This is a genomic window from Cytobacillus spongiae (assembly GCF_021390075.1).
Map to the genome: position 1 here is coordinate 2,678,136 of NZ_CP089997.1, position 12,656 is coordinate 2,690,791.

Sequence of the window (12,656 nt, forward strand, 5' to 3'; positions counted from 1 at the left end):
GATTTCATCCTTTGCGGCTTCTTCTATAATGAAAATAACGGTCTATTAATATCGCACCTATCGTAGAGCAAAAGGTGGCAACTAATGTGGTTCCTACAATTTCCGTCGGTGCTGCTGAGTCATAATTCATTCGAATTGCAATGACCGTCGTTGGAATTAGAGTTAAGCTTGATGTATTAATAGCTAAAAAGGTAATCATGGACCTACTCGCTGAATCCTTTCCTCCATTTAACTCTCTTAGCTCCTCCATCGCCTTAATTCCAAGGGGTGTGGCAGCATTTCCGAGGCCAAACATGTTCGCCATCATATTGGATAAGATATAGCCCATCGCTGGATGATCCTTTGGAACTTCTGGAAAAAGTCTCTTAACGATCGGACGAAAGAGAAAGGATAATTTTTTCAAAAGGCCTGCATCCTCCGCAATCCGCATAATACCTAACCAAAAGACGAGAATACTAATCAATCCTATACATAAAGTGACTGCTTCCTTCGCTCCATTAAAGACGGCTTCATTTACCTCATTCATCGTTCCGTTTATGATCGCAAAGAGAATGCCGATGACGGTCATTGCTACCCAGATGATGTTAACCATATGATTTCACACCGATGATTGAGGAGAAAATCCCCTTAAAAAAATCAAAAAATGATTTCTCTTCTTTGATAAATTCTTGTTTGAAGTAAATAGAAGATTGATGAATCGGCTTCTCGTCTAAGTAGATAATCGCTCTGCCCACAACTGTTGGAACCTCTTTTCCATCTTCCCAATCGTCCTGTGGCTTCTGTAGTTTATATTCCACTCGAAACAACTCTCGTTCGTCCCCTTTTACCGGATAAACATACGGTTGTTTGATAATTAGCTTATCTTGATAAAAATCGTCTACCTCTACCGAAAGATCCCCTTCTTCTAAAATTTCTGCCATATCATATGTTTTAAATGCACTTTCATACATTGCGATGTGGTCATTCCAGTCATCTGGCGCATTAAGTGTAACAGCTATTAAATTCATCTCTTCCTTGGATGCTGTACTGACTAATGTTCGTTTTGCTCGTTTCGTATACCCCGTTTTTCCCCCTGTACAATAATCATATAGTTGGGTTAACAGGCGATTTTTATTTTTCCATACTCTGTCCCATTTTTCAGTAGGGTTAGGCGCTTTATGAACCTCCGTGCCCGATATTCTTTGGTAGACTTCATTTTCCATTGCATATCTTGTTAATAAAGCCATGTCAAATGCCGTAGAAAGATGATTCTCATGATCATCTAGCCCATGCGGATTGGCAAAATGGGTGTTGCTCATCCCGATTTCATTTGCTTTCTGGTTCATTAAATAGACAAACCCATCTAAGCTCCCTCCCACATGTTCTGCAATTGCTACCGCTGCATCATTCCCAGATCGTAGCATCAATCCATAAACAAGATCTTCCAGCTTAATTTTCTCCCCTGGCTTTAAGTAAACCGAAGAGCCTTCCGTTCGAACTGCCTTCTCGCTCACTTTCACCATTTCATCCATTTTGCCTGATTCAATGGCTATAATGGCTGTCATGATTTTGGTAATGCTGGCGATTCTCATTTTCGTATTCGCTTCTTTCTCATATAAAATCCGCCCTGATTCCTGCTCGATTAGCACCGCGCCCCTTGCACTTACGGAAATGGCCTTCGTATTTTCAGGAAGCAGCAGGAAAAGCAGCGAGACAGTGAGGGAGGAAATGAGCCACTTCAATTTTAACTTCATCAAACAAAACCTCGTCTCTTTTATTGGTTTGTACAAGTGTATGCAGGACAAGTTTTGATATGACTAGATGAAGGAATTTAGCAAAGAAAAGAAAAAAGCGAAAAGCAGTATACGCTTTTCGCTTGAAGATCAGGCTGGAGTCCATTTCAATTGCTTTGCTTTTTCAAATCGTTGTTCAACATCTCTCCAATAGACCACATTCCACCAGTTGTCTACATACTTCCCGCGGTTATTTTTATATTGCAAGTAGTAAGCATGCTCCCAAACATCCAGAGCAAGGAGTGGAATCGTGTCCCATTGAGTTAAAAGCATGTGTCTCTCCGATTGAAGAATTTCTAAATGTCGAGACCGAGGAGACCAAACTAAGATAGCCCAGCCAACACCCTCCACTTGTTTGGCTGCCTCACTAAAGTGCTTTTTAAAAGCTTCAAAGCTTCCAAAATACTTTTCTATTTCTTTTAGTAAAGGACCCGAAGGCTTGCCTCCTCCTCTTGGACTCATATTGTTCCAAAAGATGGTGTGTAAGTAATGCCCCGAGCCATGAAAGGCAAGCTCCCTTGACCAGTGCTTGACGAGCCCGAAGTCATTCGCTTTCCTTGCTTCTACTAACTTTAGCTCTGCTTTATTTAAGCCATCTACATATGATTGATGATGCTTGTCATGGTGAAGCTTCATGATTTCCTTATCAATATATGGTTCAAGGGCATCATAAGGATATGGAAGGCTAGGTAAAGTATGTTCCCCTGCAGCTACATATGGCTCTTGAAGATAGATATTTCCAATCTGTTGTCTTTGTTCAAAATAGCTTTCCACCTCATCCTGTAACAAGTCCACTTCCGATTGGATCGCTTCGATTTCTTCTTGTGATAAGTTCGTCGAAGCCCCGTCAACAATTGCTGAAAACCGATCAAGCTTTCCCCATATCTCTTCCCTTTCGTTAACCGTTTGGGTTTCAAGAAACGAGCGTAGTTCCTTATTCCACTTAGAAACCTCTTGAAGATAATCATAAAAACGGCTCATTTAATCCCTCTTTCCCCAATGTATTCCTTCTATCGTATGACATACATTTGGAAAAATTACTCTACCAAGTCCGAATTTATCATAAGCCAATTTACATACTAATCTTGAGTTATTCCTACATCTGGCTTCAAAGGGGTAAGGGGTACCCAGAGATGCCAACACAAAAAAAGAATGAGCGACTAAGCGCCATTCCTTTTTCTAGCTCGTTATTTCGTTTGTGTCATTTTCGTACGGTAGTCTGTTTCGTAGTATTCTAACTCTTCACGAATCCGTTGAAAGTCGCCTTCTAGTCCTTTGAAAAGCCTTACTAGGCTATCTGGAACTTCAGACTTTAGCTTAATTGCGTTTTTCCCTGTATAAGCTGAGCGACTGTTTTCAAACCATGCATCATTTTTTGGAGAGAAGAATTCCTCAATACATTGGTGATAAATTCGATAAAGCGTCTTCTCAGCTGCCCCTTTTTGAAAAGAGACACCTTGTAAAATGACATGACATGCATCTAGTCCTTCTTCACAATAAACAAGGAGCTTTCTCATATGAGAGAGAATGGCTTTATAATATTCTTCATCCCCTTGCTTTTCATTCATCAGAGCGGCCAATGTCGTTTTATTTAAGAAATCCTCAAGTTCTTGAACTGTTGTTTGTAAAAAACTGCTTACATCTTCTAATTGAGATTTTACGATGGTATTCCCCACAATCTCCACCCCTTATTCGTCCGTAATATTATGATGGCTGTACGATATATTCTAAAGGTGATCTCACTTCAAAGCTTTGTTTTGTCTCTAACTCTTCAAATAGCTTAGGGAGCTTCTCAAAATCGAGTGTCTTGAAAAAAGAGGCAAATTCCGCTTGATTGTTTATATAGACTCTCTTTCGATGCCGGAAGCCTGGATGATTGAGCAAACAAGCTAATGCAACAAGGTCTTTAAATTCCACTTGTCTATCTCCTGCCTGAAAAACAGGATCCGATGAAAATGGTGTAAACTCTGCCATTTGTTCCTCAAAATAACGGACATAAAGAACATGAAGTGATCGCTCTTGTCCATCTTCGATATAACAAATCTCGCTTCTGTTAAAAAAATCTTCTGACGTATTAGATTGGGCTTTTTCTAATTCATATCCTCGACAATGCTGAATAATCAAGTTATGGATCCTCCCTTTAAACTAACTGCCGAAGTGAAATATGTATATTCTCAAAAAAGTCATTTCATGTACTGCACTCGTCTAGTTAGTTTTCAAATTTCAACCGAATGGTATAGAAAAATGCTTCATTATCAGCAATGAAGCATTTTAAAAGTTATCATCATATTACCATAAAATCGATTAAATGTGTCAGAAAACTCAATTTTCAATTGTTTCTTGAAATTTCTCAAAAAAGAGATCTGCTTCATCTTGTCCTAAATCATCATCTTCTCTTTCAGGTAATGGTGGAAGCTCTTTAATGTTCTTGAGACCGAAGTAATCTAAGAATTCCTTCGTCGTTCCGTATAAATAGGCTCGGCCAGTTCCTTCTGCTCGACCAACTTCCTTAATAAGCGCCTTTGCTACTAATGTTTGAAGCGGCCTCTCGGTCTTCACTCCACGGATTTCCTCAATCTCAGCTCGCGTAATCGGCTGTTTATACGCAACAATCGCTAGAGTTTCTAATGCTGCTTGAGATAAAGTCGAGACGTTCGGAGACTCCACTAGTTTTTTCAAATAGGGGGAGTGCTCTTTTTTTGTAGCAAACTGATACGTTCCAGCTAATTGAACAATCGTTATTCCACGCTTTTCACTTTGATGATAGTCTTCCATTAGTTCTAGCATAATTGCTTCTGCTTGTACTTCATCAATCTCTAATACTTGGGAAATCTGCTTTAACGAAAGCCCCTCATCACCTGCGGCAAACAATAGACTTTCCACAATTCCACTCCAATTAACGATCCCCAACTAATTCTACTCCTTCCTTTGCAGCAACAAATATTTCTGCAAAATTATGCTCTTGCTCTACATGTATTTCTTTTCGTTTCATTAATTCTAATACAGCTAAAAAAGTGACAACGATATGCTCCTTTTCAGGGAAAGGAAAAAGCTCATGAAAGCTCATTCTCCCTTTGACCATACGAAGATTGTCCAGTATTTCTTCCATGCGTTTTTCAATCGGAATTTCCTGGCGAGTAATTTTCGTAGATAACGGCTTTTGTAGCTTTTTTCGGCGCATTAATTTTTGAAATGCACTTAGCATATCATATAATGACACATTTAAGTCAACCTTATCTGTCTGAACATCCTTCGTAAACTCTGATAAATCGCTTGGAGGCTTTGTGAAAAATAAGCTTCTCTCCTGCTCAAGTGATTTAAATTCATCTGCAGCTTCTTTGTATTTTTTATATTCTATCAATCTCTCAACAAGTTCATCACGAGGGTCCATTTCATACTCTAAACCTAGATCGTCCTCTACTATTTCTTCTTCATGTTTCGGCAATAGCATTTTACTTTTAATCTCTAGCAATGTAGCAGCCATCACCAAATATTCACTCGCAATATCCAATTGAAGCTCCTGCATCGTATGTATATAGGTCAGGTATTGCTCCGTTATTTTAGAGACCGGAATATCATATATATCAATTTCTAGACGATTGATTAAATGAAGCAGCAAATCAAGCGGCCCTTCAAATGAATCAATCTTTACGTTATATTGCATCTAATCCACCATAATTCCTTTTATTTACGTATTGAAGCTAGTTCATTTTATTGCATCATAAATAGTCACAGTGAAAATGACTATTAATAGTATAGAGGATTAAACTGCGTTATCCAATAGAAAAATAACCCTCTTGCAAAATTATCAAGCAGTAAATGGACCATCGCCCATACACAAACCGGCAAACGTACATAGGATGGAATTGTAACTAACAAAGAGGAGGTAATTGAATATGTCACAAGCTGGTGGATTTGGTTACGGAGCAGGCTTCGCTTTAATCGTTGTTCTTTTCATTCTATTAATCATCGTTGGTGCTGCTTGGTTATAATATAATGTCAAAGCTTTTTATGAAACCTCTAAAGGCAATGTCTACGTTTCTAGACATTGCCTTTTTATCTCGTCCAACTGTTTATGCTAAAATAGGCATAGCCTTATCAAAGGGGGATTTCTCATGTATCCGAGAGAATATATCCAGTTTTTAGCTCATTTTCATGGAGATCGAGATTATTTTGAGTGCCATGAAATTTTAGAAGAGTATTGGAAATCAGTCGATCCCAGAAATAAACAATCTCTCTGGGTGGGCCTTATCCAATTTGCAGTTGGAAATTACCACTTTCGCCGCAATAACCTTAAAGGAGCTTATCGGACTTTAAAGAAGGCCTATGATATTCTTCGACCACAGAAGCATGAGTTAGAAAAGCTTGGGATCGATTCAGATGCTCTTCTGTCAATCATCAATGAACAAATGACAGCCATCCATTCAAACTCAGCATACAAAAGTGTTTCCATCCCACTTAGAGAGGAAGGTTTAGTGCACCAATGTGCTACATATTGTATGGAAAATTCGATGGCATGGGGTGCTGAAAGCGATATACTAAATGAACATATTATTCATCGCCATATGCTTAGGGATAGAAGTAACGTCATTTCTGAACGAATAAACGCCATGCAAGACAAGAACAAAAAAGACAGAGATTAAATACCCCTCTCTGTCTTTCATATCTTTTTTCTAACACTTTTCTAAAAATGGAGCGGTTTCATCATTAGAAGTAAACTCCTTATTCGGATAGAGCTCTTTTAACGCTTGTACCATCTTTTTTCCGATTCCTTGTAGTCGATGCGACGGATTTACTGATATATGTTGAACCATAATTGATGAATCATCTAACATGATGACGCCAATTAAGCCAATGATGTCTTCATCCTTCCATAAAAAAAGCTGCCAATCCTCTTCGGTTTCATATTTCTTCATCGTTAGTTGCAATTTCTTTAACTCTTTTTCTTGAGGCATAAAAGAAAGTAAACCCATTGCAATCTTTTCAAACGTTTTTTTATAGCGAATTAACATATAGGATCCCTCATTATAAATAGAACATTTTCGTAAAATATTTACACAAAGCGTTCTTTTCTTCACATTGAACAACTAGCCTGTCAATGTGCAATACCCTTATTTTTTCCAAAAACAAACAGTCGTAAACTTACATTCATTATATGTATTCTCTTTTAGAATGTGACACTTATGATATTCCGTTCTTATCATACATAAAACCAACTTGTAGTTCAATCCCCTGTGTTTAACTATTCGGTGCAATGAACAACCAGTAAATAACACCCCAAATAATTGCAAATACTAAGATTAATATAAATACAATCCCATTTTTCTTTTTTTCCATATAATGCCCTCCCTTTCGACAGGTGCTCCTTCATTGCGTTCGGCCATACTTACGCTGTTCTTCAATGCCACAGGAGTTTCTTATAACTGAAATTTATTCTACACTATACACAGACTGAAATCCATTGAATTTCTTATGTAAATATGCATAATTAATTTGACAAGTTCATGAATGACCATAGGCAATTACGACTAAGAGTACAAGAAAACAGAAACTTTTCTACGTTCCCAATCGTCTATTACTTATGTGATCACACACCCATTTGAGGAGGTTCTCTATGATAAAACATAAATTGCTGCCACTGATATTGCTATTACTACTCATCCTTCCAGTGCAAAGCTTAGCTGACCTCGCTGAAGGAGATATGATTGTCACTTTAGGTGAAAATCTGTCAGAGGAACAAAAGCAGTCGCTCTTGCAGGAAATGAATGCACCAGAAAATGTACAAATGGTCACCGTATCGAACCAGGAAGAACATCAATATTTAGGAAAGTACATCTCTAAAGCCCTTATTGGAACAAGAGCTATTTCTTCTTCTGCTATTACCGTTGCCGCTGAAGGAACCGGCCTCGAGGTGGAAACCAATAATATTAATTGGGTAACTGATGAAATGTATATTAACGCTCTGATTACTGCGGGAGTAAAGGATGCAAGCATCTATATTACTGCACCAATACCTGTTTCCGGTACAGCCGCTCTTACAGGGATTATTAAAGCATATGAAATATCTGCAGAAGAATCGATTCCAGAAGATGTTAAGCAAGCGGCAAATGAGGAGATGGTGAAGACCGCTGAGTTAGGAGAATCCGTCGGAAAAGAAAATGCCGCCGCATTAATCGCGAAAATTAAAGAAGAAATGGCAAAAAATGCTCCGCAGAATGATGCCGACCTCAGGGCAATCATCGAACAAGCAGCCAAAGAGCTTGGAATTACTCTAACAGAACAAGAAATCCAAAGCTTAATTGAATTATTTAATCGATTAAAAGACTTAAATATTGACTGGAATCAGGTAGGGGAACAAATTAATCAAGCAAAAGATAAAATCAGCAATTTTCTCGAAAGTGAAGAAGGACAAGGCTTCCTTGATAAGCTTAAAGAATTTTTTATTGCTGTCATTGATGCCATAAAATCATTCTTCTCAAAATAAACATGTGCCTTTACAAAGCATTAGACAGGAGCCAAACTCATTGTTTGAGTTTGGCTCCTGTCTTTATTATTTAAAATATTCATGAGAGAGTTTTATCTAATTAGAGCCAAAATGTACTTACACCTAAAGGGTTTACGTATCAGCCAAGATCCAACACACAAACGCAAATTTACATAATCGAAACAAGCTCCATACCCGTTAACTCGTAGACTAATTTGGAAATAATAGCAAACAACAAACCAATATGAGTATTTTACTATACAGCCCGTTCGTTCCATTGCGCTTCATCCACTTGTTTTCCGCGTGGATGAAGTCAAGCCTCCTCGACTTTGCCTGTGGGGTCTTGACTTTTCCTCTTCATCCCGCAGGTGTCAAACGGCTTCAAGTCATCTTACTTATTCCCTGAAGGCTGACTTAAACGATTCTTCGCCTTCACAATACTAGGCCTTATTTTTGCTCCTGGCGTTGATTTTCTAATAAAAATCGTCAGCAACGCACCTGGACTAAACGGAAGAAACGGCCATAAATATGGCGTATTAAGAGAACGTATACCTGTTAAAAACAAAACATAAATCGTCGTACCGATAACAAGCCCTGGTGTGTGGAACATCGCCACTAATGCCAATAACACCAACCGAGCCATTTTATTTGCAATACTTAATTCATAACTTGGCGTTGAAAAAGTTCCAATCGCTGCTACAGCCACATATAAAATGACTTCCGGAACAAACAGCCCTACATCTATGGCAATCTGTCCAATTAAAACCGCTGCAATTAACCCCATGGCGGTTGCTAAAGGTGTTGGGGTATGAATCGCAGCGATCCTTAGAAACAGCAACCCTAAATCCGCTAAGAAAATCTGAACAACTATTGGGATATTCGTTTGTTCATTCGGCCCAATAAACGCAATTCGCTCTGGCAAAAGCGAGGGTTCTAATACAAATAAAAACCATAAAGGCAACAAAAATATTGAAGCAATGACACCTAGGAATCGAGTCCATCTAACAAATGTTCCTACCGCTGGCGACTGGCGGTATTCTTCTGCATGCTGTAAATGATGAAAATAGGTGGTCGGTGTAATAATGATACTTGAGGACGTATCAACGAAAATAAGGACGTGTCCTTCCAATAAATGACTTGCAGCTACATCCGGACGCTCTGTATACCTTACAAGAGGATACGGATTATAGCCTTGCTTCACTAGAAATTCTTCAACCGTTTTATCTGCCATTGGTAAGCCATCAATATCAATGCTTTCTATCTCTTTTTTGATTACATCAATTAAGTCCTTATTGGCTACATCCTTTATGTAGCCAATCGCTATGTCGGTTTTAGAGCGTTCACCTGCATTTAAGATTTCAAATCGAAGACGCTCATCTCGAATTCGCCTACGTGTCAATGCCGTGTTTACAATAATGTTTTCAACGTACCCATCACGTGAGCCTCGGATGACTTTTTCTGTATCTGGCTCTTGAGGCTGTCTGCCTGGATAGCTCCGAACATCAACTGCTAATGCCTTTGCTTCTCCTTCTACAAGTACTATAATTAACCCAGAAAGTACTTGATCGACAAGTTCATCAAGCGTTTTAAGCGGTGTAACAGACTGATGGACCAAGCGATTTTCAACCATTGAAAACAAATTTGTCGACAGCTTTTCATGATCATTAATGCCGACAATTTCTTCAAATAATTCCATCATAAATTGGGTATCACAAAGTCCATTACAATAATAAAAGTGGACATCCTTTCGAAGCACCTTAAATTTCCTTACGCCTAGATCAAAGCTAGTTCCTAGTCCTATTCGATCCTTCATAAATTGCTCAACTTCTTGCAGTGATTCAGGGATGGGCTTTTTAGCTTGATCGATTCCCATTATATCCACTCCTTTCTAACACTACTTCCACAGCTTTCCGAGTAACAGGTGCACCCTGTTCGAAATGATCCTTCTTTCCCATTTTCCCAATATCGCCAACACCAATAATAATCGGGACATCGAGTTCATCTAGTGAATACACCGTGTCTCCATATATTCTGCCAATTTCCATTTCTCGTATTCCATATTTATCAACACCATATGGGGTTAATTCTCCATCCTTATCGATACAGATATCGACCCTCGTCCACTCTTCCTGTCTTGTTCTAGAGGCTACTGCAATAACTCCAAGCACTTCAATATCAGGATGTGTAGCTACATACTTTAAGGCGCGCTCACCGTATCCTTCTCCAATAAAACCACTATCGTCAAACATCACTAAGATGGGATCATTCGGTGCTTTCTTTATTAATTCCACCATTTGGGGGCCTGAAAGAGTAGTTGGATTGCCATGTGACATCGTGATGCATCTACCGCCAATTTCAGTGGCAACAACCTCCACTGCCTTCCTTGCATATTCGTCCCCATCAGTTATTAATATGACACGCCTCCGATCACTCATGCGATGATGTCCTTTCCTTTTCAGATTAAGTAGCTTAAAGATCGACGTAATAGATCCAATGAAACAATGAGCCTAATACTTTACCTAGTACAATAGCCATTAAAAGGATGACAATGCGATCATCTACGCCCACTCGCTTCGACAGAATGGGCAATACATTTAATACTTCAGTGAGTGCTGCCGCTAGCAAGCCAACAAATGTACCACAGGCAAGCCCTAGAGGGATAAGAACAAACGCATTGATTGAAAGCTGAAAGCTTGTTAGACTAGCAACTGTTCCCCCTACCGCCCCGGTCACAACCGCCCACTCATAGGAGTGAATCATTTTCATCGTTTTTGACAGTTGGGTTAGGCGCGGGATCACTCCTAATACGGTTAAAAATGCAACAAACCCTGAACCTACTGCAAGTCCACCAGCAAACCCTACAAAGATGACAAAAAGAATACTAATGGTCATGAAGCTGTTTCATACTTTCCTTGTTTTCATTCATAATCACGTATTGATCTAAATCTTGTTGATAGTTGAACATTTCGACTTCTAGTGGACTTGGTTCCTCATTAATTCTCTTTCGAAACACATGATTAAAAAATAATATCATCCCGAGCCCTAGGCCGATCGAATAGGGAATTTGGAAAATTAGTGGCTGCTCAATGGCCCTTCCAGTTATCAGCTTATAAATGCGCTGATGAACCGACTGCATGCTAACATCCTCATGAAAATTCATTATTGCAAGTGCTGCTCCAAAAAAGAGCAGTAGCCATATTAATATAAAAAAAGGAATCGAAACTCCTTTTTTCTTAAAAACCACTTCAATAATGGTCTGAGAGGAACCTATGGTTTGTACCTCGTATTCAGGGTTTACTTCTGTAATCCCCTTCACTACCCGCATCACATCGACAATTATGATGTTTTGATCATGGGTTGAGACCTGATGAATGGGCAAAGTCTTTAACTCTTCATATACAGCATCATCTGTTATGATTTGGGCTATATCTTGTAAAACGACGGTGTCGTGGGGACGCACTTGAATTCGATGACGCATGCGAATATATACCGTTGTTTCCATCATGTTCACTTCCCACACATGGATTTCCTTGTATAAATAGTATGAGTAACCACAAGTAGGTTCATGTTGACCAATAAATGGTTTTTAAACTGATCCTTGGGTTCCAAAAAAATAGAAAAAGACCGTTTGGACTAAACATCCATACGGTCTTTCATTTGCTTTAATATTTTCTTTTCTAGCCTGGAGACTTGTACCTGAGAAATTCCTAGCCGTGCCGCAACCTCAGACTGGGTTTGATCCTTGTAGTATCGCAAATAGACGATAAGTCGTTCCCGTTCATCTAGCTCACGAATCGCTTCTTTTAGAGCAATCTTGTCAAACCACCTGCCCTCATCTCCATCATCAATTTGGTCCAATAATGTAATCGGATCCCCGTCATTTTCGTATACAGTTTCATGTATGGACGAAGGCATTCGACTTGCTTCTTGAGCGAGAATGATATCTTCAGTTGGAACATCCAGAAATTCTGAGATCTCAGATATCGTAGGAATTCGACCTAATGATTTTGAGAGCTCATCTTTAGCTTTCCGAATCTTATTGCCCATCTCTTTTAATGAGCGGCTAACCTTTACCGTCCCATCATCACGAATAAAACGCTGGATTTCGCCAATAATCATAGGGACAGCATAGGTAGAAAATTTGACATCGTATGAGAGGTCGAATTTATCTACTGACTTTAATAAACCTATACAACCGATTTGAAAAAGATCATCTGGTTCATAGCCTCGATTTAGAAAACGCTGGACAACAGACCATACCAAGCGCATATTTTTCTGGACAATTAAGTCTCTCGCACTTTGATCTCCTGCTTGACTTTTCTCAATTAATTCCTTAACTTCTTGATCTTTTAAATATGTTTGGCCTTTTTCTGATTTTACCTCCACATCCATAGGCAAGA

16 protein-coding genes are annotated in these 12,656 nt (G+C 39.0%); 3 read left to right on the forward strand and 13 right to left on the reverse strand.

Annotated elements, in window-relative coordinates:
* Positions 1 to 4 precede the first annotated feature (4 nt).
* From LS684_RS13585 to LS684_RS13615, 7 genes are all read right to left on the reverse strand, one after another.
* Positions 5 to 592, reverse strand: a complete 588-nt coding sequence (locus LS684_RS13585; RefSeq protein ID WP_233806699.1) for a nucleoside recognition domain-containing protein — start codon at positions 590 to 592, stop codon at positions 5 to 7.
* Positions 585 to 1,733, reverse strand: a complete 1,149-nt coding sequence (locus LS684_RS13590) for a D-alanyl-D-alanine carboxypeptidase family protein (protein ID WP_233806700.1) — start codon at positions 1,731 to 1,733, stop codon at positions 585 to 587. The genes LS684_RS13585 and LS684_RS13590 overlap by 8 nt, the downstream gene beginning before the upstream one ends.
* 129 nt (positions 1,734 to 1,862) lie before the next feature.
* Positions 1,863 to 2,753 (reverse strand): superoxide dismutase, encoded by an 891-nt coding sequence (locus LS684_RS13595; protein WP_233806701.1) that lies wholly within the window; start codon positions 2,751 to 2,753, stop codon positions 1,863 to 1,865.
* 206 nt (positions 2,754 to 2,959) lie between these two features.
* The gene (locus LS684_RS13600; RefSeq protein ID WP_233806702.1) at positions 2,960 to 3,448 is read right to left on the reverse strand and encodes a YpuI family protein; all 489 of its coding nucleotides are present in this window, start codon (positions 3,446 to 3,448) and stop codon (positions 2,960 to 2,962) included.
* 28 nt (positions 3,449 to 3,476) lie between these two features.
* On the reverse strand, positions 3,477 to 3,896 hold the full coding sequence (locus LS684_RS13605; RefSeq protein ID WP_233806704.1) for a hypothetical protein: 420 nt from the start codon (positions 3,894 to 3,896) through the stop codon (positions 3,477 to 3,479).
* A 198-nt stretch (positions 3,897 to 4,094) separates the two neighbouring features.
* Positions 4,095 to 4,682 carry an SMC-Scp complex subunit ScpB gene (gene scpB, locus LS684_RS13610; RefSeq protein ID WP_233806705.1) on the reverse strand — a complete coding sequence of 196 codons (588 nt, stop codon included), beginning with the start codon at positions 4,680 to 4,682 and terminating at the stop codon, positions 4,095 to 4,097.
* Positions 4,669 to 5,436, reverse strand: a complete 768-nt coding sequence (locus tag LS684_RS13615) for a segregation/condensation protein A (protein ID WP_233806706.1) — start codon at positions 5,434 to 5,436, stop codon at positions 4,669 to 4,671. The genes scpB and LS684_RS13615 overlap by 14 nt, the downstream gene beginning before the upstream one ends.
* A gap of 232 nt (positions 5,437 to 5,668) precedes the next feature.
* Here LS684_RS13615 and LS684_RS13620 point away from each other — a divergent pair, with 232 nt between their 5' ends.
* Both LS684_RS13620 and LS684_RS13625 read left to right on the forward strand, forming a co-directional pair.
* Entirely contained in the window at positions 5,669 to 5,764 is a 96-nt protein-coding gene (locus tag LS684_RS13620) for a YjcZ family sporulation protein (RefSeq protein WP_233806707.1), read from the forward strand.
* A 123-nt stretch (positions 5,765 to 5,887) separates the two neighbouring features.
* Positions 5,888 to 6,415: a DUF309 domain-containing protein gene (locus tag LS684_RS13625; protein WP_233806708.1), complete on the forward strand. Its 528-nt coding sequence runs from the start codon at positions 5,888 to 5,890 to the stop codon at positions 6,413 to 6,415.
* A 30-nt stretch (positions 6,416 to 6,445) separates the two neighbouring features.
* On the opposite strand, the gene LS684_RS13630 is transcribed toward LS684_RS13625, so the two are convergent.
* Positions 6,446 to 6,784 (reverse strand): GNAT family N-acetyltransferase, encoded by a 339-nt coding sequence (locus tag LS684_RS13630; RefSeq protein WP_233806709.1) that lies wholly within the window; start codon positions 6,782 to 6,784, stop codon positions 6,446 to 6,448.
* Between the two features lie 602 nt (positions 6,785 to 7,386).
* Here LS684_RS13630 and LS684_RS13635 point away from each other — a divergent pair.
* Entirely contained in the window at positions 7,387 to 8,256 is an 870-nt protein-coding gene (locus LS684_RS13635) for a DUF1002 domain-containing protein (RefSeq protein ID WP_233806710.1), read from the forward strand.
* A gap of 391 nt (positions 8,257 to 8,647) precedes the next feature.
* Here the strand turns inward: LS684_RS13635 and LS684_RS13640 are convergent, their stop codons facing one another.
* From LS684_RS13640 to sigF, 5 genes are all read right to left on the reverse strand, one after another.
* A complete protein-coding gene (locus tag LS684_RS13640) occupies positions 8,648 to 10,129 on the reverse strand; it encodes a spore germination protein (protein WP_233806712.1) in 1,482 nt (493 codons plus the stop codon).
* Complete coding sequence (gene spoVAEA / locus LS684_RS13645; protein ID WP_233806714.1) at positions 10,110 to 10,691, reverse strand: stage V sporulation protein SpoVABEA; 582 nt, start codon at positions 10,689 to 10,691, stop codon at positions 10,110 to 10,112. Before spoVAEA ends, LS684_RS13640 begins: the two co-directional genes overlap by 20 nt.
* A 34-nt stretch (positions 10,692 to 10,725) precedes the next feature.
* Complete coding sequence (locus LS684_RS13650) at positions 10,726 to 11,148, reverse strand: stage V sporulation protein AB (protein WP_233806716.1); 423 nt, start codon at positions 11,146 to 11,148, stop codon at positions 10,726 to 10,728.
* A complete protein-coding gene (locus LS684_RS13655) occupies positions 11,138 to 11,758 on the reverse strand; it encodes a stage V sporulation protein AA (protein ID WP_233811659.1) in 621 nt (206 codons plus the stop codon). Before LS684_RS13655 ends, LS684_RS13650 begins: the two co-directional genes overlap by 11 nt.
* A 131-nt stretch (positions 11,759 to 11,889) precedes the next feature.
* Entirely contained in the window at positions 11,890 to 12,648 is a 759-nt protein-coding gene (gene sigF, locus LS684_RS13660; protein WP_233806718.1) for an RNA polymerase sporulation sigma factor SigF, read from the reverse strand.
* Positions 12,649 to 12,656: the final 8 nt, after the last annotated feature.

Excerpts from the sequence above, each read along its gene's own strand:
- LS684_RS13585 (WP_233806699.1), bottom strand. The coding sequence starts at position 592 with ATGGTTAACATCATCTGGGTAGCAATGACCGTCATCGGCATTCTCTTT.
- LS684_RS13590 (WP_233806700.1), bottom strand. The coding sequence starts at position 1,733 with ATGAAGTTAAAATTGAAGTGGCTCATTTCCTCCCTCACTGTCTCGCTG.
- LS684_RS13620 (WP_233806707.1), top strand. The coding sequence starts at position 5,669 with ATGTCACAAGCTGGTGGATTTGGTTACGGAGCAGGCTTCGCTTTAATC.
- LS684_RS13635 (WP_233806710.1), top strand. The coding sequence starts at position 7,387 with ATGATAAAACATAAATTGCTGCCACTGATATTGCTATTACTACTCATC.
- LS684_RS13595 (WP_233806701.1), bottom strand. The coding sequence starts at position 2,753 with ATGAGCCGTTTTTATGATTATCTTCAAGAGGTTTCTAAGTGGAATAAG.
- LS684_RS13625 (WP_233806708.1), top strand. The coding sequence starts at position 5,888 with ATGTATCCGAGAGAATATATCCAGTTTTTAGCTCATTTTCATGGAGAT.
- LS684_RS13615 (WP_233806706.1), bottom strand. The coding sequence starts at position 5,436 with ATGCAATATAACGTAAAGATTGATTCATTTGAAGGGCCGCTTGATTTG.
- LS684_RS13655 (WP_233811659.1), bottom strand. The coding sequence starts at position 11,758 with ATGGAAACAACGGTATATATTCGCATGCGTCATCGAATTCAAGTGCGT.
- spoVAEA (WP_233806714.1), bottom strand. The coding sequence starts at position 10,691 with ATGAGTGATCGGAGGCGTGTCATATTAATAACTGATGGGGACGAATAT.
- sigF (WP_233806718.1), bottom strand. The coding sequence starts at position 12,648 with ATGGATGTGGAGGTAAAATCAGAAAAAGGCCAAACATATTTAAAAGAT.
- LS684_RS13650 (WP_233806716.1), bottom strand. The coding sequence starts at position 11,148 with ATGACCATTAGTATTCTTTTTGTCATCTTTGTAGGGTTTGCTGGTGGA.
- LS684_RS13630 (WP_233806709.1), bottom strand. The coding sequence starts at position 6,784 with ATGTTAATTCGCTATAAAAAAACGTTTGAAAAGATTGCAATGGGTTTA.
- LS684_RS13640 (WP_233806712.1), bottom strand. The coding sequence starts at position 10,129 with ATGGGAATCGATCAAGCTAAAAAGCCCATCCCTGAATCACTGCAAGAA.